Raw genomic sequence first — 18251 nt, 5'->3', positions numbered from 1 at the left:
GCTATCAATGAGGCATAGATCAATAGCCCTCAAGACAAATCTGCTAATATCACATAAACTGTTCACGTTTTCTTACTCATATTAGTTAAGGTTTCGACAATGAAAATAGGCTTTTTTAGCGCTAAACATTACGATATGCAGCATTTTGATCGTACCAATATCGCATTTGACGCCAGCATTGAATATTTCGATTACCGTCTTTGTATGCAAACCGTCAAACTCGCAGAAGGATTTGAGGTGGTTTGTGCTTTTGTAAACGACTCTTTGTGTGAAGAAGTATTAGTTGAGTTGGCAAAAGGTGGCACTAAGGTTATTGCTATGCGTTGTGCAGGCTTTAACAATGTGGACCTAGCGGCGGCAAAACGCTTAGGCATGAAAGTGGTTAACGTACCTGCGTACTCACCAGAATCTGTCGCCGAACACACAGTGGCATTAATGCTAACTCTGAACCGTAAAATTCATAAAGCGTATCAGCGCACTCGCGATGCTAACTTCTCTTTAGAAGGGTTAGTGGGCTTTAATATGCATGGCCGTACGGTAGGCGTAATTGGCACGGGTAAGATTGGTCTCGCGACGATTAAGGTATTACAGGGTTTTGGCTGTAAAGTGGTAGCGCATGATCCTTATCCTAACCAAGCTGTAATCGACCTTGGTGTAGAGTATCTTTCATTGGACCAGCTGTATCCTATTTGCGATGTGATTAGCTTGCATTGCCCACTGACGCAAGAGAATCATCATCTATTAAGCCAAGACAGCTTTGCTAAAATGAAACCAGGGGTCATGGTGATCAACACTAGCCGTGGTGGACTGCTCGATGCACTCGACGCGATGGAAGCACTTAAATCTGGTCAACTGGGCTCACTAGGCTTAGATGTTTACGAGAATGAGAAAGAGCTTTTCTTTGAAGATAAGTCGAGTGAAATCATTCAAGATGATGTATTTAGACGTTTATCTGCTTGCCACAACGTGATTTTTACTGGTCACCAAGCCTTTTTAACCGAAGAAGCATTAGGCGCGATAGCTCACACAACCTTAAGCAATGTTAAGCAGCTTCTTACCGGAGAGCATTGCCCTAACGAGTTGTATTAGCGTTTAAAGCTTAAACTAAGCAGTCGTTTCTTTAGTGCTAGAACACTTAAGTGCTACTGCTTTTTTTATCGCTAATCGATGCTGGCTGCTTTAGTCTATGTAACAGTATTATTAGCCAATCACGCTAAGTGATAGAGGTTGTATTTAATTATCTGACTCGCTTAAGGAAAGCCGATGATCATTACTCAAGAAGTTCATGATATCTCAACCGCTACTGGACCTATGCGCACTTATTTATATCGCCCTGATTGTGAAGGGCAGTTCGCCAGTATCATTTTCTACTCAGAGATTTTTCAACAAACGGCGCCGATTGCCAGAGCTGCAGCGATACTCGCTGGACACGGTTTTGTGGTATTAGTGCCTGAAGTTTTTCATGAACTAAACCCAATAGGTACCGTGCTTGAGTACGATGACGAGGGTAAAGATAAAGGCAACGCGGATAAGTTTGCTAAGCCACTTGAGCAGCATGATAGTGATACAGAAGCACTGGTGGATTTTGCCCGTAGCTTAAGTTTTTGCAGCAGCAATATTGGCAGTATGGGGGTGTGTATTGGTGGGCATCTAGCTTATCGCGCGGCGCTCAACCCAGATATCCAAGGGGCATTTTGCTTGTACCCTACAGACATCCACTCTAATACCTTGCCTTGCGACGAGGGTAACGATTCCTTGACTCGAACGGGTGATATCGCTGCCGAACTGGTTATGGTGTTTGGAAAGCAAGATCCTCATGTTTCTAGTGAGGGACGTAAATTACTCTATAACCAGTTAGAAGCGAGTGCGCGCAAATTTAATTGGCTGGAAGTGAATGCGCAACATGCCTTTATGCGAGATGAAGGTGATAGGTATGATCCGGCTTTAGCGCTGCAGATGTACTTGCAAGCGGTAGCGTTTTTTCAGCGAACGCTGAAGTAACGAGCTAAGCATAAAACGCTAACAATAAAATGTGTAATAGGACAAGACAGCGAATAAAAAAAGGGCCAGTATTACTGGCCCTTTTGTATATCACGGAGTAAATACTAATCATTAACCTTGCTGGTAAGCTGCAAGCTCATCAGTGCTGACGCGAGCAATGAAAGTGTTATCTAGGTAAAAATCAACATGGTCGTCTTGCTTAACACCAGACATAACTTGCTGGCTGCCATCTTCATAAACCAATGTCATTGCTAACGAGTTTTCGTCAGTCGCAGTCATTGAAGCGCTAGTTAGCTTAATGTTTTTAAGTGGCGCAGTAGTTAGGTCGCCATCAATGTGTTGGTTAACCTTGAAAATAGCTTCTACAGGCATATCAACTACAGCAGGTGAACGGCCGGTGATTGGGTTGGTACCCGTCCAGAATTCGATGCTGTTAAGCACAAATAAATCGGCTGTTGCTGCGAAACCGTAGATAGGGCTCATTAAAATGAACAGGCCGGCACGGCCATAACGATTGTCAACGGCACTTAAGTTGCCTTTCGTTACCATAGCACTTAGGCCCATTTGGCCCATACAACCGGTAAGTTGAGTGCTTAGAATTGCCGTTAGCGCGACGGCAGAAATAGTCTTTTTCATTGGTTTAATTTTACTGAATTGAGAATGGCGCTGATTGTATGTATAAGCAAAAAATGAAATGTGACAGCGCCAGCAAATCTAGGTTGGTAAATTGTAGTGTTTGTCTTGATCTTTGCGGTGCTTGTTTGCTCGGTGTGGTATTTGTTTTTAAGTTTGGCTTCGTGCTGTTTTTCGTCTGTTTATGTGTGTTAATTGTTGCTGCGCATGCGCGCTATCAGCACTTGTTACATCTAGAACGTCACCATTTTATTAAAGTACTATTTAACGCATAATAGTTAACGCATAATAGCGCCCCAAATATCGGAGCGCGCATGTCAGACTATCAAGTATTACACCAAACCCAAGACGAATATGGTCCGCTTATCGTATTAGAAGATAAGGAAACACGGATCCTCGCGTTTGGTGACAACGACGAGCAGAGCAAATTGCTTAAAGCATCGCCGCATATTCCGCAACATACCTATGTACAGGCTATGTTGCTGGTTCTGCTTTATAGCCAACCTAAGAGCGCAATTGTGCTGGGGTTAGGCGGAGGTGGACTTATTCATGCGCTGCGCCATTTTGATGCAGGCATTAAGCTTACCGCTGTCGAGCTTAGGGGCGAGGTGATTGAGCTGGCTAAGCGTTACTTCCAACTGCCGCTAAGTAAAAAGCTTAAAGTGATCAATCAAGATGCTAAGCAATTTTTGCAGTTAGGCGATCATAAGAAAGTTGATGTGGTGTTTACCGATATCTATAGCGCCGACGGTGTCGATGCTGCGCAAGTGTCTGAAGCCTTTATTGCGCAGTGCGCCGCCTTAATTAAAGCCGACGGCTACTTGGTGCTAAATTGCTGGAAAGAGCATAGCCAGAACCGAGAGTTGCTTGCCTACCTTAATATGCATTTTGTAGAAGTGCGAGCTTGCCTCACCGGCAGTGGTAATTGGGTGGTGTTTGCGGGCAAGGTTAAGCGCGATATTAGTGTTAGTGCCCTTAAGACCAAGGCGCAGTCGTTATCGCAGCAACTGGACTTTCAATTAGCGCGCTCTTTGACTCGATTTGATCTTTGGCTGTAAGCGTTTTAATTGAGTGAGGAGCTTTAGATAAAGTGGCCTCACTGCTTTAATTAACTTGCCAGCCCTGAGCTACATGGATTTCATGCGCCAAGCTTGTTTCGATTAATCCTTGTTTATTCGGCAGCACCTTACTGTTAGCTAATACATGCTGCAGATAATTTTGGTGAGTTTGTTGGTTATCCCAATAGGTAATCAGCACAAACTCCCTGTGAGTCAATCTATCTGCACCATTCAAATTCGTTCGCATTAAAAAACCACCAAGCATACCTGCTACAGAGGCCATCAAAGGGCTGCTTTGGTTTGCCTGTTGATTGATAAACTCAGCTTCATTGTCAGTGGGTACCGAGTAATTAACCATGCGAATAAACTGAGCTTGTTGAATGGATTGTAGTTTATTCGCGCATAGAGGCTGATGGGCCTTGTACTGGCTCTTATTATGGCTTGGGGTTGTTTGCGTCATCTTGTTGCCAGCCACCCGTCTGGCCAATAAACCCGCTTGAGCTGTTGGTGTTTTGCCATTGGCGTTGGCCTCGACTAAATTGTTTTTTTAACTGAGGTTTTACCTGACAGTTAATCAGCTTAATGATCAATTATTAGCTCTCCTTTTTTAGCTAACGGTACCTTACTTACTGTCAGATACAAGCTTAGTTAGCACATCTTTTATTGCTAGATTTTTACTGCTCGCTCCTCTACAGATTTGGCAAGCCACAGAGCATCTATGGCCTGAGCAACTTTAACAGCCCTCGTTCAGGTTAAATCGTCGGAGTATGACTATATGCTACAGCTTTATCATTCCTATTCGGAAAAACAGATTAGAATGATAGCTTTTATCCGTTATCATTAATTTATCGACTCCGTTAATATTCTTCCATCGAAAACGAACTGGCGTTAAGAGACTCATCATCACTCATCCAGTTTGTTGAATTTTAATAAATAGTATTTTCAACTTTAACTATTACAACGAATAAAACGGAGCATTACATGCATCAGTCAATCATCAACTCTACAATCAAGCCATTCTCTGCAACTGCTTTTCACAAAGGTGATTTCCACCCAGTGACTGAGCAAGATCTTCTAGGCAAGTGGTCTGTAGTATTCTTCTACCCAGCTGACTTTACCTTTGTATGCCCAACTGAACTAGGTGACATGGCTGACCATTACGAGAAGCTGCAAGCTATGGGGGTAGAAGTTTACTCAGTATCAACTGACACTCACTTCACTCACAAAGCATGGCACTCAAGCTCAGATACAATCAACAAGATCCAGTATCCAATGATTGGTGACCCAACAGGTACTATCACACGTAATTTTGGTGTGATGATTGAAGAAGACGGCCTAGCACTACGCGGTACGTTTGTAATCAACCCAGAAGGCGAAATCAAAGTGGCTGAAGTACATGACCTAGGTATTGGTCGTAGCGCAGCAGAGCTCGTACGTAAAATTCAAGCGGCTCAGTATGTAGCAACTCACGACGGTGAAGTTTGCCCTGCAGCATGGCAGCCAGGTGAAGCAACACTCGCACCATCAATCGACCTAGTGGGTAAAATCTAAGATTCGATTGAGTTGCCTGTAAGATAAATGGCTCGCTAGCTTGCCCCAAGCGGGTTAGCGAGACCGCTATCTTCACCAGACTCTGTGTTACTTAGGATATTCACCCTGAGTAATGAGTTGTTCAGCTTAGTGTCCCCCCTGAAATCTAAGCTGAACACATTTTTATTAAACTTCACTTTTACTGATAACTTGCTAGTCGCAAGACACTTTTATTTTTAAGATTATTTTTTCTTTTTAAGACCACTTTTTTATTTTTAGTGAGCATTAATATGCTCAGGGTAAGTGCTACCTGCTACTCACCTATACCAAATTAGCTATACCAGATTAGCTTTTAATATTTAGGAGTCATCATGTTAGATGCAAACGTAAAGAATCAACTGAACACTTATTTGCAAAACCTCAAACACCCAGTTGAGCTGGTTGTATCTATTGATGACAGCCCAAAAGCGCAAGAGCTAAAGTCTTTAGCGGCAGATATTGATAGCCTGTCTGAACTTATCTCGGTTACAGAGCAAGTAGGCAAGCGTACACCGTCAATGTCGGTGATTAACCCCGCACTAGGTCAAGGGGTTGGCAGCCAAATTACCTTTGCTGGTCTGCCAATGGGGCATGAGTTCACCTCGTTAGTACTGGCTTTGCTGCATAGCGGCGGTCACCCAATCAAATTAGATGCGGACGTGATTGAGCAAATTCGTCAATTACCCGGTGAATATCAGTTTGAGACTTATGTGTCGCTAAGTTGCCAAACATGCCCGGAAGTAGTGCAAGCACTGAATATGATGGCGGCAATAAACCCCAATATTACCAACGTGATGATTGATGGCTCACTATTTCAAGATGAAGTGAATGAGCGCAACATCATGGCAGTACCGTCTGTGTACCTTAATGGTGAGCAGTTCTCTATGGGCGCCATCAGCACGGTAGAGATCTTAAATAAGTTAGATGTTAACGCTGCTGGCCGAAAAGCAGAGCAGCTAAATGAGAAACAAGCGTTTGATGTATTAGTGGTTGGCGGTGGCCCCGCGGGTGCATCGGCCGCAATTTACGCAGCGCGTAAAGGGTTACGTACCGGTATTGTTGCCGATAAGTTTGGTGGTCAAGTGGCTGAAACTGTGGGTATTGAAAACTTTATCTCAGTTAAAGCGACCGAAGGCCCTAAGCTGGTGGCAAACCTAGAAGCCCACGTACATGAATATGATGTCGATATTATGGATAACCAGCGCGCGCTAAGCTTAAAGTCAGGCGAGCTATTTGAACTAGAGCTTGAAAGTGGCGCAGTACTGCGCAGTAAAACGATTTTGTTAGCCACAGGTGCCCGCTGGCGTGAAATGAACGTACCTGGTGAGCAAGAGTACCGCGGCAGTGGCGTAGCATATTGCCCACATTGTGATGGCCCGCTGTTTAAAGGCAAGCGTGTTGCAGTGATAGGTGGCGGTAACTCTGGCATCGAAGCGGCAATCGATTTAGCCAATATCGTTGAGCACGTTACTGTGCTTGAGTTTGATACGACGCTGCGCGCCGATGACGTATTGCAACGTAAAGCGAAATCTATGGGCAATATTGAGATTATTACTCAGGCAATGACCACAGAAGTGACCGGTGATGGGCAGCGTGTTAACGGCCTTAATTATACCGACCGTGCCACAGGCGAGAGCCATCATGTTGAGCTGGCAGGCATTTTTGTACAGATTGGTTTAGTGCCAAACTCAGAGTGGCTAAAAGACACTATTGATATGACCGCACGCGGTGAAATCATTGTTGATGCTAAAGGCGGCACTTCACTTACTGGCGTCTTTGCTGCTGGCGATGTGACTAACTCGGCTTATAAGCAGATCATTATCGCCATGGGCAGTGGCGCAACGGCATCGCTCGGCGCATTTGATTACCTCATTCGCCACAATGTTGATGAGTCTAGTAGCGAGAATATTGCAGCGTAAAGTGATTAATCGTTAGGCGGAAGCCAGCATCATGCTGGCTTTTTTTAGGTTTAAAGGTAGGGTATATTTACGCTTTAACTAATAGAGAGTTGAGCGTTATTTTTTTATCATAGCGCTAGGTAAGTCGATTCATCATGGGGCAAACTCTGAAGTCACATCAATATCAAGCGCAGCTGAAGAGTGAAACCTTCGCAATTATTAAACGTGGCATTGTTTGGGCCACGTACGTTAGCGGTGTCCTCGCAATTGTTGTACTGATTAATTCTTTTTACTTTGATAGTGATTATTTTGAAATAAAGGCATTGCATATCAAGTTTGTGCCGCTGTTGATGGTGATAGGGCTGGGTCTTGTTACGGTAAAAACTCGCGTTTTGCAGCGGGTGACCATTAAGCAAGCGTACACTTACCTAGTATTGCTTGTTGCTGGATGGTGCTACCTGCTTTTGGGGTTAGCAGGGCTTTCTGATCAGAATATGCCGGGCATAGAATCATTGGCAGATGTCTTAGTACTTGTCTTTGCATTGGCGCTATTTCCAAATCGAAATGTGATGTTCCTCGGCATTTTACCTTTCTTAGTGTTTAGTTCGGTTTACCACTCGCTTCAGTACTCGACAGTGTTGATCTATCCGATCACTAAATTCCTCTGTTTTATGGGTATCATCTTGTCAGGTCAGAAAATCATCTCAGGTTGGTTCTTTAAAGCGGTTGTTCGTAATATCGAAAAAAAGAAGCTCATACAACAATTTAAACGCTTAGCCCTGATTGATGGGTTAACCAATATCAGTAATCGTCGCCACTTTGATGAGGTCATCAAGCAAGAGATAAAGTCATCTGCGCGTAATGAGCAGGAGCTTGCGATTATTTTAATTGATATCGATTACTTTAAACTGCTCAATGACAGTCTGGGTCATCAAGTCGGAGATGAGTATTTAATTAAAGTGGCCAAGGTGCTGAACAGCGCGCTTGAACGGCCAAGAGATCTGGTTGCGCGCTATGGCGGCGAAGAGTTTGTGGTGGCACTGCCTGATACGGATTTAAAGGGTGCAGTTAAAGTCGCTGAAAAGATCCAACGTGCATTAGCTGAAGCTAAACTCGTGCATCCGAGTTCTACAGCCTCAAAATATGTCACCGTCTCTCAAGGTGTGGCGCGGTGGCAAATGGCTATGGAGCCGGGCGAATTATTACGGGTCGCTGACCGCCTGTTGTATCAAGCAAAGTCAGCGGGTCGAGATAGGCATTGCTATGAGTCAATCGACAGTGTTAATCAGTGCCGAGAGCCTCAAGATGAAGCGAGTTAGGCCGTAGTATTAATATTATTGCCTGTGTTACCGACAGGGGCTGGAGTGGCCGGCATTGCGGCATTGATCAAGCTTAACGCAATTTCCCCTTGAACTTCTTGCTGCTCTTTAGCCATTTGCGCGACTTTAACGCCCACACTGCCATGGCTCATGTTAGGTTGAAGATTCGCACTCGAGATAGTAACTGCCATATATAGCTCGATTAATTAGGAATGTTATTTAGTTATCGGCGCGCACTTTAAAGACTTAAGGTCAGTAGTGTTACAGAGTGTATCGGGTTTAAAGCTAAGACGGAAAATAAGGCCCTAGGAAAACAGGTTCTAGGTCCTAGGAAAAGCAAAGACGGTTCACGCTAAGACGGGAAGAGCCGGACGGCCAGCGGCCTAGGGAACGTGACAGCGTCACTTACGGAGCGCTCACGGAAAAAGCGGTAAAGCTAAGAAAGAGCAAAGATGATAAAAGCAAAGAAGAGCAGCCAGAAAACATATTCTCTTTTGTAGGTTGGGCTTTAGCCCATCAATCATGGTTTTATACTAGATTTGTCGGCATAAATACCGACCTACGGAAAAGAAGGCCCTAGGAAAACAGGTTCTAGGTCCTAGGAAAAGCAAAGACGGTACAAGCTGAGATGGAAAAGAAGAGGCTAGGAAAAGCAAAGGGCAAAGACGGTTCAAGCTGAGACGGAAAGGCATCGCTTTATTCTTTTGTAGGTTGGGCTTTAGCCCATCAATCATGGTTTGATACTAGGCTTGTCGGCATAAATACCGACCTACGGACAAGAAGCGTTCTAAATGGAAGACAAAGACGGTACAGGCTGAGATGGGACAAGCTAGGACGGTTAAAAGCTGAGGCTACAAAAGCAATTCACCGCGAAGGACACGGATATCACGGAGAAGAGCCACAGCCGAGGCCCGTTAAGCTCTTTATCTTTACCTCCGTGTTCTCCGTGAAAGCGCAGCGCTCCGTGGTGAGAACAGTGCTTTGTAAAAAATGATGTTAACGCTAAATTTATGCGTTAGGTAAGCACACTTTGGGGCAAAAGCAATTCACCACGAAGGACACGGAGATCACGGAGAAGAGCCACAGCCGAGGCCCGTTAAGCTCTTGATCTTTACCTCCGTGTTCTCCGTGAAAGCGCAGCGCTCCGTGGTGAGAACAGTGCTTTGTAAAAAAAGATGTAAATGCTAAATGTATGCGTTAGGCAAACACACTTTGGGGCGTGCGACGTGAGGTCGTATGAAGCGCTGTTCACCGCTTTTGAGTGAACCATCTGTATCACCAGATGAACCTAAGAGCCTGAATAAAGTAGCGGCTCTGACAATGTAACGAAGATTGGTTATAGACCAATCGGGATCTGAATCGTGAGAGAACGATCCTCCTGATAACCACAAATCGGGTGAGTGCTAGGTAGTCAGTATGATGAACATAAGTGAATCCGCATAAGGTGCGTTATGTGATGAAACAGCGGAAGTGGTTTATACGCTGTGGCCAAAAGGCAATGAGAGTTGGAAAGAGATTGCCCCATGCTCTTTCGTGATCAATATAACTCTTCGCACTATAGCGGGCATCTACCCTGACATTGCGCGACATACGGAACACGGTAAGCCTATATCGCTCCCACTGGGAAAGCTTTTATGGCCGATAGCGATGTAGGTATAGGAGGTTGGAAAAAGCGAAAGCTGCATTGTAACGATGCAGATACAGACTGGTGTCTGGTCACGAAAGTGAGCCCACTTCCGACTGGTCTCCCGTTGCAAGATAATTTGGAGAACTTTATTCAAGGAGAAACGCAAATGATGATTTCAACAGAAATTAGTGCCTCTCCTTACGGCGCTCAATGGCAGTCCATAGACTGGAAATCCGTTGAACCGCATGTATTAAAGCTTCAGATGCGTATTGCAAAGGCAACTCGAGAAGGTAAACGCAGCAAAGTGAAAGCGTTGCAGTGGATACTGACTCACTCGCGTTCAGCAAAACTTCTTGCTGTTAAGCGTGTATCACAAAAGAAAGGCAGTAAAACGCCTGGAATAGATGGTGTTATCTGGAATACAGATACCCGCCGCATGAAAGCAGTAAATCAATTGAGCAGGAAGGCATATCTAGCCAAACCACTCAAGCGTATCTACATCCCCAAAAGGAATGGCAAACTTAGACCTCTTGGTATCCCATGCATGATAGACAGAGCACAACAAGCGCTCCACCTTCTTGCATTAGAGCCTATATCGGAGACGTTTGCTGACCCAAACAGCTATGGATTTAGACCAAATCGTAGCACTGCCGATGCAGTCGATCAGTGCTTCAAATGTTTGGCTCTAAAGAGATCAGCTCAATGGGTTCTTGAAGGGGATATCAAATCCTGTTTCGACAAAATCGGGCATCAATGGCTAATTGATAACATCGCCATAGATAAACGCATGTTGGAACAATGGTTAAAGTCTGGTTTTATGGACAAAGGGCTGTTTTATCGTACTGATGAGGGCACACCACAAGGAGGGGTTATATCCCCAACCTTGATGCTAATGACTCTTGCAGGACTCGAACAGCGCATAAAGTCTACAGCACTCAAAAAGGGTGCCAGAGCTAACTTTATTGGATACGCCGACGATTTCGTCGTCACCTGCGCTTCAAAGGAAGTGCTCGAGAACGATATCAAACCGTTGATATCTGATTTCTTAGCGGAAAGAGGCTTAACACTCTCCGAAGAGAAAACGCACATTACCCACATCAATAATGGTTTTGACTTCTTAGGGTTTAATCATAGGAAGTACAAAGGGAAATTGCTCATTAAACCGAGCAAGTCCAATACCTTGTTGTTCTTAAGTAACCTGCGCGAACTCATCAAAAAGCACGCAACCATCCCTGTTAACGATCTTATCAAATTGATAAATCCGAAACTAAGGGGTTGGTCGAACTATTATCGACATTGCGTTGCTAAACAAGTATTCGGGTATGTTGGGCACAAACTATTCTATACGTTATGGCACTGGGCAGTAAGGCGCCATCCAACAAAGTCTAAGACTTGGGTAGCCCTTAAATACTTCATCAACCGAAAAGGCCAATGGCAATTTCACGGTTGGCAGAAGGTCAAGGATATGGATTGCCAATTTAATCTATTCCAAATAGCCAAAGTGCCCATTGAGAGACATGTAAAAATCCGAAATGCGGCTATACCGTTCGATCCTCAATACCAAGAATACTTGGCTAGGAGAAAATTGAAAAGGCAAGCTCGTAACTCTTGGAATGAACCTGCTCTCACTGCTTTATAAGTTGCTGGGTATCAAACGATACCTTTGTGGAGGCTTGAGCCTAGTGCAGTGAAAGTTGCACGCTGGGTTCTTAGGAGGGCGGCACTTGGTAACAAGTGTCGTCTATCCGACAAAAGCAATTTAGAAATCGAACCACCATGGCTAAATGAGTGCACCAATTATCCGGTGTAGATACGGCCGTGACCGTCCATGACATGGACGTCATGGCCGAGCTTCCAAGGATGGACTTGTTGCGTGTCACGGCAGTGTCTGCACATAAGGTCGTTCCTTCACATCCATGTGATCACGACATTCGGACGTCCTGTCCAGCACCCGCTGCAGGCGATTGATAACTCTAAAGCGACAATTTGAATTAGCAGCCCTGTAGCCACAGCTCAGAAAAAAATGTAATCACCTTTATTCGAAGGCTAACGAGCTTTGGGGCAAAAGCAATTCACCACGAAGGACACGGAGAAGAGCCACAGCCGAGGCCCGTTAAGCTCTTCATCTTTACCTCCGTGTTCTCCGTGAAAGCGCAGCGCTCCGTGGTGAGATTCATGCTTTTTGAAGAGGTATGTCTGTCCTAGATTTTTACAAGCTTAACTCTTCAGTTAAGAAAACTATGATTTTGCAATCCGAGCCTTCTCAATCCCCTTGCGAATAAGGGTAATGATAAAGGTCAGCACGATAGAGCTTAAGATAAGGCCAATCGCTAAGGCCACATTTTGCAGCGCCGTTGGGTCGATGGCTAACATGCCGCCTAAGCCCATCATCATAATGCCCGACATTAGCTTAAGGGTCTGGCCCTCTTTTTCGGTGAGCTTACGCTTACCAAGTGACACACTGAAGGCAATAACAATCGCAGCCAGTGGGATGACATAAACCACGTTGTACATCACCAGATACATGTAACGCTCAAATGTGTCTAGGTCATGCATCGACAATACGCTGGTGTAGATCATCGGGAAGCCTGCCGTACACAGTAGCTCATAAGCATTGGCAAGAATCGATAGCACCACTGTACTGGCTATCATAGCGGTCATGCTGCTGGCACTGGTGAGTTTCCCCATGCGTTTAATCAAACCGGTGCGGTTCTCTGCAGACATGGATAAAGTGACTTCGCCTTTAGTAAAGAAGTAGTCTTTGATGTTTACCGCGCCTGCGACGAGCGCCAACATACCCGCCCCGAGAATAATCCAGCCGCCGTCGCTACCCGCGCCAAGCAGTTGGAAGATGTTGAGCCAGGCGCTCATAAAGATGAAGTAGATAAAGCCTGAGAAGAACACAAAAATACCGCCGACAATTAGCATGCGTGTGCGGCTCTTGGCGTTAACCATGATTGATAGCAAGAACAGCAATACAAAGAAAGCGCAAGGATTAAAGGCATCGACGCCAGCCAGTACCACGGTTAATAGCGGTAGCGACATCTGCTCTGGGTGTACGACACCGATTAGCGGTAATTCCACGGGTTGTACATCAGACGAGGCGACTTCGCTGGTGGTCTCTAACCCTAAATCACAGGTGCCTTCGCTATCACTGCTGCTTTCTTTACAGGTTGCAAATAAGCCTGCAGAAACGGGGGCGGCAGTGACGTAGTCGCCTTTAACCTCTGGCGCTAAAGTGCCACCAAGCGAAACGTAATAAGACTTTAATCGTTGCACTAAGAACTCACCGGTAACGGCTTGACTGCTGTAGCCCACAACGGCTTTTTCACCACTGGCAAAGTAAGGCACTGAACGTGCTTCAGTTGCTGTTGCTTTGGCTATCTGTTGCCATGTTTCCATTGTGCCGGGAGCGGTGATCATATGATCTTCCACTTCAATCCAAGGGTAACGCTCTGGCAAGCTGTCAATAAACGGGTGGGCTTCAGCGCAGTGTGGGCAGGTTTTAGACCAGAAGAAATACAGTTTTACCTTTAACTCCCCTTGGGAATTAGTGTAATGCCACATATTGGCTTCATTAATGGCATTGGTATTAATAGAAGTGCTATCAACAGAGCTATCAGCGGCAAAGCCGGGCATTGAAAGGCTTGAGAGAAATATAGTGATGAATAATAGAGCTGATTTGACCATGGGAACTCCAAAAGGCAAATTAAGCATTAATTGATACTTAGGTTACTAATACTCTACTTTATTGGGTGGTAATTGCTAAATTAATGTATTGCTTTTGCTACTGAAATCCCGAATAAATTACTTTTGGGAACTAAGGCCAATTTCCCGTGATAAAAGTAAACTTTTTCCAATAATTATAATTACTTGATTAAGCTTTATGGATATAGGCTGTTAGCGCTGCTAATGGTTTTGCTAATGGTTTTGCTAACAGGTTTTGCTAACAGGTTTTGCTAACAGGTTTGGCGATAGGTTTTGCTAACAGGTTTGCTAATGGGTTTGCTAACAGGTTTGGCGATGGGGTTAGTTGGCTGATAACTGTGTTTAACAATACTGTGTTAAAGAATGGCTTTGAAAAATGTGAGGTTATTGGGTAGGAGAATATTGACATGATGAGGGAGACGTCCCGAGCTTATTAACATTATTTAAATTGTTAACACTTTGAATATGATGCAAATCAAAACTCACTCATTCAAAACCACTCATTCAAAACTCACTCAAAACTAAGCCTCTCAAAACAAGCCTCTCAAAACAAGCCTCTCAAAATAAATGAGTGTTTAGATAGAGCTGCAACTAGATAAAGCGGGAATGATGCTGTGGCTATTACTCATCTTTACTGGCTATCTGAATCGCTGCTTGCTCGCTTTCATCTGCACACCAAACGACAACAACACTGCGATCGATATCTGTACTGGCAGTCAAAATGCGAGTAATGACCGGCGCTGGGTAATCGGCATTATTAAGGTGAGTTCGCACTCTCTCGATTCGACGTTCCGCAAGCCACTTATTATAGCGACGAGCTTCTTCGCTGGCTTGTTTTTGGCTGACTTTGAATTCGAGTAGCAGATAGCCGGCGTCAGCCTGGGCGCTTTTGCTTAGCTCATCGAGCTGAGAAGCATATTGCCCTGCAAAATAAGAGCTATTTTTAGCGTAGGGAATATCAACAATGTGGGTTTGATTATCGCACTGTGCGATAGCGCCACCTGCGAACAATAAACAAACAGCTGCTATAGACTTCATCTCGTACGTCCTTGATAAAATAAAAATCTTTTTGAGGTAGTTAAGAAGTGCCTAAATAGCGGAACCTTTCAAAACCGAATGGAATTTATGCTTTTTTCCGTTGAAATGCAATCTTCTTTAGATTAATTATTCTAATGATGGTAGCCCTTAAATGATATTGGGTTAAGCACCACTAAATCGATGCATCGGTGTCGTTTAGCGTGGCGAGAGTTCTATCTGGAACAGACAAGATATTGGCTTAAAAAATGGCACGGTTTTATTGTAAATTTAGCGGTCGATTTTTAGCGGTAACACAAGTATGTTGTGTACAATGTATTCTATTGATTACCGAATAGAGCTATCTAGATTATGACAAAAGACCAAGCACAAGAGCTCTTGAGTCTCGATAAGCAGATCTGTTTTTCGCTTTACAGCGTAACGAATGCCATGGTGCGCGCGTATCGGCCATTGCTTGAGGGGTTAAAACTCACCTATCCACAGTATTTGGCTATGCTGGTACTATGGCAACAAGATGGCTTGAGCGTGAAGCAGCTAGGCACAGCGTTACATTTAGATTCTGGCACATTAACGCCGCTACTAAAGCGTCTAGAGGCTAAAGGCTTAGTGACTCGAGGACGCAGCGAACAAGATGAAAGAGTCAGAGTGCTGCACACGACCGTTCTAGGTAAAGAATTGAAGTCACAGGCGGCGGGTGTGCCTGAAAAGTTGCGTTGCCAGCTGCAGGTGTCAAACGAGAAGCTGATGCAGCTTAAGCTTTTGTGCGATGAATTGTATGCCGACTTAGGGCAATGACGTTATTCATTCGATTCAGATTGAAATAGCGGTTAAAGAAGTTGAACAAAAGACTCACCCAAGGAGCTGACATGGAGACAGTTGATCTTCTCATTATAGGCGGCGGTATTAATGGCGCGGGTATTGCTCAGTGCGCGGCGGCGGCGGGCTATAGCGTATTATTGCTAGAAAAAGAAACCGTTGCAGCGCAAACATCTGCTAATTCAAGCAAGCTTATTCATGGTGGGCTGCGTTACCTTGAGTCTGGACAGCTGCAATTAGTCAGAAAATCACTCGCCGAACGCAAGGCCTTACTGCAACTAGCGCCTTCTTTGGTTAATCCTATTCCATTTTATATTCCTGTTTATGCCACTGGCCGCCGCAGCTCTTTGGCTATTAGAGCGGGACTCAGTTTGTACGCCATACTGAGTGATTTTGATGCTCTGAGCCAGTTTAAGTCACTTCCCGCTGTACAATGGTCAAAAATCAAAGGCCTTAAACTCAATGGCCTTAAGGCCGTCTATCAATATTGGGATGCGCAAACAGATGACAAGTTACTCACTGAAGCTGTGATCAAAAATGCCCGCTCACTGGGTGCACATGTGATTGAACATGCTAAATGTACTCATATTAAGCACTTGCAAAGCCATTGTGTCGTGCATTATCAAGCCCAAGGGGCAGAGCAAGAGATTGAAGCATTGGCGGTGGTGAACACGGCGGGTCCTTGGGTAAATCAAGTGCTTGAAAGTGTGTCACCTCCCATTGCTGCCGAGCCCATAGAGTGGGTGCAGGGCAGCCATCTATTGCTCGATATACCGGCTAATGACGGCATTCTTTATCTCGAATCATGCCTTGATAAACGGGTGGTTTTTGTGATGCCTTGGAATGGCCAAACGTTAATCGGTACCACAGAGATTGTGCTAGATGAGCTTAGTGGAAAACCCCAGATAACAGCTGAAGAAGTCGATTATTTACTGACTATTTATCATCATTACTTTGCCGGCTTTGGCGGTGTTGATACCTTGAAAGGGCGGGTCGTCGACAGTTTTTGTGGGGTTAGAGTCCTGCCAAAACAGGCGGGTAATGCGTTTGATCGCCCAAGAGACACATTGCAAAAAAGCCAAATTAGCCACCCTAAGCTATTAAGTCTTTATGGCGGTAAACTCACAACGTATAGAACCACGGCAACCGAAGTGCTTCAATGGTTAGAAGATACGGTCGGCGAACGACAGCCTTTAGCCGATTTCGATAAGCTATTGTTAGATTGAGAAATCACTTAATAATTAAAGGGTTGACGCCTGCTTAGTGTGATAAATTGTAACGTTTTAATGAGCTTCATTAATCTGTAACTTAAGTGTCATATTCTTTGTGGGTGGTTTATTTTAACGCGTCTTTATTACGCCTATTTATGGATGGTTATGTTTCAAATTTTTCTACGTTTTTTCTCGTTGGGCTTAGTTTCTTTCGGTGGGCCCGCGGCGCACATTGGATACTTTAGGCAAACCTTTGTGCAGGAGCTCAAGTGGCTCGACGATAAGCACTATGGCAGCTTAGTGGCGCTAAGCCAGTTTATGCCTGGGCCGGGCTCAAGCCAAGTTGGTTTTGCCATTGGTTACCATCGTGGTGGGTTATTAGGTGGTATAGCCGCCTTCTTAGGGTTTACCTTACCGTCATTTATTTTGCTATTTCTATTGGCTGTTACCAGTAGTCAGTGGCTGGATTACTCGTTCACTCAAGGGATTATTCACGGACTTAAATTATTGGCAGTGGTGGTGGTTGCCGACGCGATCTGGATCATGTTTAAACAGTTTTGCCAGCGTAAGCCTGCCAAGTTATTAATGGTGCTGAGCGGCGTGGTTATCTTGTTGCAGCCTTCGATGTTAGTGCAGTTTGGCTTGCTGATCACTGCCGCCATTGTTGGCCGATATTACCTGTCAGGTGAGGCCAATGAGGACGACGCTTCAGCTATCGCGCAGCAGCCAGTAAAGCTTAACTTGTTTTGGCTAAGTCTATTTAGCGGGTTGCTCATCGCTTCACTGGTTACTATTGGCTTATCAAAGCAGACTGGGATCTCGAATCTAACCGAGTTGTTTAGCCAGTTTTATCAAGTTGGCAGTATGGTATTTGGTGGTGGGCATGTGGTACTGCCTTTGCTGCAATCGAGTGTTGGCGATGCGATAAGTAACGATCAGTTTTTAACGGGTTATGCGCTAGCTCAAGCCGTTCCTGGGCCAATGTTTGCACTGGCTGCCTTTTTAGGGGCTGAGATCTGGGTATCGCAGCCTTTAATTGGTGCGTTAGTGGCGACCTTAGCTATCTTTTTACCGGGTTTTTTATTGATGTTAGTCGCGCTTAAAAGCTGGCATGCGATTAGTGCAAGGCCGCAGGTCATTGGTGCAGTTGCGGGAGTGAATGCTTGCGTGGTGGGCTTCTTGCTCGCGGCGTTGTATAACCCGATATTTACCAGCGCGGTCCTATCACCGCTTGATATGGCGTTAGTGGTACTGGGCTTTGGTTTGTTTAAAATCTTCAAACCCAATATCTTTATCCTAGTGGCAGGTTTTGGGGTGACAGGGGCGATTATCGCTACATTTACGGGCTAAAATCGTCATAGAGATTTAGTCTAAAC

16 protein-coding genes are annotated in these 18251 nt (G+C 44.8%); 10 read left to right on the top strand and 6 right to left on the bottom strand.

Features of this window, described 5'->3' with window-relative positions; translation table 11 throughout:
- Positions 1 to 99: 99 nt before the first annotated feature.
- Positions 100 to 1089 (top strand): 2-hydroxyacid dehydrogenase, encoded by a 990-nt coding sequence (locus ACVBIL_RS03780; RefSeq protein ID WP_447165657.1) that lies wholly within the window; start codon positions 100 to 102, stop codon positions 1087 to 1089.
- A gap of 174 nt (positions 1090 to 1263) precedes the next feature.
- Positions 1264 to 2001, top strand: a complete 738-nt coding sequence (locus ACVBIL_RS03775; protein WP_447165656.1) for a dienelactone hydrolase family protein — start codon at positions 1264 to 1266, stop codon at positions 1999 to 2001.
- Between the two features lie 111 nt (positions 2002 to 2112).
- Here the strand turns inward: ACVBIL_RS03775 and ACVBIL_RS03770 are convergent, their stop codons facing one another.
- Positions 2113 to 2637 (bottom strand): DUF3332 domain-containing protein, encoded by a 525-nt coding sequence (locus ACVBIL_RS03770; RefSeq protein ID WP_447165655.1) that lies wholly within the window; start codon positions 2635 to 2637, stop codon positions 2113 to 2115.
- Positions 2638 to 2948: 311 nt separating this feature from the next.
- Between ACVBIL_RS03770 and ACVBIL_RS03765 the strand changes: the two genes are divergently transcribed.
- Positions 2949 to 3692 (top strand): spermidine synthase, encoded by a 744-nt coding sequence (locus ACVBIL_RS03765; RefSeq protein ID WP_447165654.1) that lies wholly within the window; start codon positions 2949 to 2951, stop codon positions 3690 to 3692.
- A 46-nt stretch (positions 3693 to 3738) separates the two neighbouring features.
- Here the strand turns inward: ACVBIL_RS03765 and ACVBIL_RS03760 are convergent, their stop codons facing one another.
- Complete coding sequence (locus ACVBIL_RS03760; RefSeq protein ID WP_447165653.1) at positions 3739 to 4152, bottom strand: antibiotic biosynthesis monooxygenase family protein; 414 nt, start codon at positions 4150 to 4152, stop codon at positions 3739 to 3741.
- Positions 4127 to 4282 (bottom strand): DUF4937 domain-containing protein, encoded by a 156-nt coding sequence (locus ACVBIL_RS03755; protein ID WP_447165652.1) that lies wholly within the window; start codon positions 4280 to 4282, stop codon positions 4127 to 4129. The genes ACVBIL_RS03760 and ACVBIL_RS03755 overlap by 26 nt, the downstream gene beginning before the upstream one ends.
- 391 nt (positions 4283 to 4673) lie before the next feature.
- Between ACVBIL_RS03755 and ahpC the strand changes: the two genes are divergently transcribed.
- From ahpC to ACVBIL_RS03740, 3 genes are all read left to right on the top strand, one after another.
- Positions 4674 to 5243, top strand: a complete 570-nt coding sequence (gene ahpC / locus ACVBIL_RS03750) for an alkyl hydroperoxide reductase subunit C (protein WP_447165651.1) — start codon at positions 4674 to 4676, stop codon at positions 5241 to 5243.
- A 350-nt stretch (positions 5244 to 5593) separates the two neighbouring features.
- Positions 5594 to 7180 carry an alkyl hydroperoxide reductase subunit F gene (ahpF, locus tag ACVBIL_RS03745; protein ID WP_447165650.1) on the top strand — a complete coding sequence of 529 codons (1587 nt, stop codon included), beginning with the start codon at positions 5594 to 5596 and terminating at the stop codon, positions 7178 to 7180.
- Positions 7181 to 7314: 134 nt separating this feature from the next.
- Positions 7315 to 8478, top strand: coding sequence for a GGDEF domain-containing protein (locus tag ACVBIL_RS03740; protein ID WP_447165649.1), 1164 nt, complete (start codon positions 7315 to 7317; stop codon positions 8476 to 8478).
- Here the strand turns inward: ACVBIL_RS03740 and ACVBIL_RS03735 are convergent.
- Positions 8475 to 8669 carry a cytoplasmic protein gene (locus ACVBIL_RS03735; RefSeq protein ID WP_447165648.1) on the bottom strand — a complete coding sequence of 65 codons (195 nt, stop codon included), beginning with the start codon at positions 8667 to 8669 and terminating at the stop codon, positions 8475 to 8477. The two genes, ACVBIL_RS03740 and ACVBIL_RS03735, sit on opposite strands and share 4 nt — an antisense overlap.
- 1602 nt (positions 8670 to 10271) lie before the next feature.
- On the opposite strand from ACVBIL_RS03735, the gene ltrA reads away from it, so the two are divergent.
- Positions 10272 to 11744 carry a group II intron reverse transcriptase/maturase gene (gene ltrA, locus ACVBIL_RS03730; protein ID WP_447162723.1) on the top strand — a complete coding sequence of 491 codons (1473 nt, stop codon included), beginning with the start codon at positions 10272 to 10274 and terminating at the stop codon, positions 11742 to 11744.
- Between the two features lie 599 nt (positions 11745 to 12343).
- On the opposite strand, the gene ACVBIL_RS03725 is transcribed toward ltrA, so the two are convergent.
- Positions 12344 to 13795, bottom strand: coding sequence for a cytochrome C biosynthesis protein (locus ACVBIL_RS03725; RefSeq protein WP_447165647.1), 1452 nt, complete (start codon positions 13793 to 13795; stop codon positions 12344 to 12346).
- Between the two features lie 639 nt (positions 13796 to 14434).
- Positions 14435 to 14851, bottom strand: coding sequence for a hypothetical protein (locus tag ACVBIL_RS03720; RefSeq protein ID WP_447165646.1), 417 nt, complete (start codon positions 14849 to 14851; stop codon positions 14435 to 14437).
- A gap of 348 nt (positions 14852 to 15199) precedes the next feature.
- Here ACVBIL_RS03720 and ACVBIL_RS03715 point away from each other — a divergent pair, with 348 nt between their 5' ends.
- The 3 genes from ACVBIL_RS03715 (at position 15200) to chrA (ending at position 18225) form a co-directional block, all read left to right on the top strand.
- Entirely contained in the window at positions 15200 to 15643 is a 444-nt protein-coding gene (locus ACVBIL_RS03715) for a MarR family winged helix-turn-helix transcriptional regulator (protein WP_447165645.1), read from the top strand.
- A gap of 71 nt (positions 15644 to 15714) precedes the next feature.
- On the top strand, positions 15715 to 16890 hold the full coding sequence (locus tag ACVBIL_RS03710; RefSeq protein WP_447165644.1) for a glycerol-3-phosphate dehydrogenase/oxidase: 1176 nt from the start codon (positions 15715 to 15717) through the stop codon (positions 16888 to 16890).
- Positions 16891 to 17040: 150 nt separating this feature from the next.
- Positions 17041 to 18225, top strand: coding sequence for a chromate efflux transporter (gene chrA / locus ACVBIL_RS03705; protein WP_447165643.1), 1185 nt, complete (start codon positions 17041 to 17043; stop codon positions 18223 to 18225).
- Positions 18226 to 18251 lie beyond the last annotated feature (26 nt).

The sequence above is a fragment of the Shewanella sp. 125m-7 genome (genome assembly GCF_052977045.1).
This window is presented reverse-complemented; position numbering and strand designations above follow the sequence as displayed.

Coding starts and splice junctions, on each gene's coding strand:
- ACVBIL_RS03780 (WP_447165657.1), top strand. CDS start 100: ATGAAAATAGGCTTTTTTAGCGCTAAACATTACGATATGCAGCATTTT.
- ACVBIL_RS03775 (WP_447165656.1), top strand. CDS start 1,264: ATGATCATTACTCAAGAAGTTCATGATATCTCAACCGCTACTGGACCT.
- ACVBIL_RS03770 (WP_447165655.1), bottom strand. CDS start 2,637: ATGAAAAAGACTATTTCTGCCGTCGCGCTAACGGCAATTCTAAGCACT.
- ACVBIL_RS03765 (WP_447165654.1), top strand. CDS start 2,949: ATGTCAGACTATCAAGTATTACACCAAACCCAAGACGAATATGGTCCG.
- ACVBIL_RS03760 (WP_447165653.1), bottom strand. CDS start 4,152: ATGACGCAAACAACCCCAAGCCATAATAAGAGCCAGTACAAGGCCCAT.
- ahpC (WP_447165651.1), top strand. CDS start 4,674: ATGCATCAGTCAATCATCAACTCTACAATCAAGCCATTCTCTGCAACT.
- ahpF (WP_447165650.1), top strand. CDS start 5,594: ATGTTAGATGCAAACGTAAAGAATCAACTGAACACTTATTTGCAAAAC.
- ACVBIL_RS03740 (WP_447165649.1), top strand. CDS start 7,315: ATGGGGCAAACTCTGAAGTCACATCAATATCAAGCGCAGCTGAAGAGT.
- ACVBIL_RS03735 (WP_447165648.1), bottom strand. CDS start 8,669: ATGGCAGTTACTATCTCGAGTGCGAATCTTCAACCTAACATGAGCCAT.
- ltrA (WP_447162723.1), top strand. CDS start 10,272: ATGATGATTTCAACAGAAATTAGTGCCTCTCCTTACGGCGCTCAATGG.
- ACVBIL_RS03725 (WP_447165647.1), bottom strand. CDS start 13,795: ATGGTCAAATCAGCTCTATTATTCATCACTATATTTCTCTCAAGCCTT.
- ACVBIL_RS03720 (WP_447165646.1), bottom strand. CDS start 14,851: ATGAAGTCTATAGCAGCTGTTTGTTTATTGTTCGCAGGTGGCGCTATC.
- ACVBIL_RS03715 (WP_447165645.1), top strand. CDS start 15,200: ATGACAAAAGACCAAGCACAAGAGCTCTTGAGTCTCGATAAGCAGATC.
- ACVBIL_RS03710 (WP_447165644.1), top strand. CDS start 15,715: ATGGAGACAGTTGATCTTCTCATTATAGGCGGCGGTATTAATGGCGCG.
- chrA (WP_447165643.1), top strand. CDS start 17,041: ATGTTTCAAATTTTTCTACGTTTTTTCTCGTTGGGCTTAGTTTCTTTC.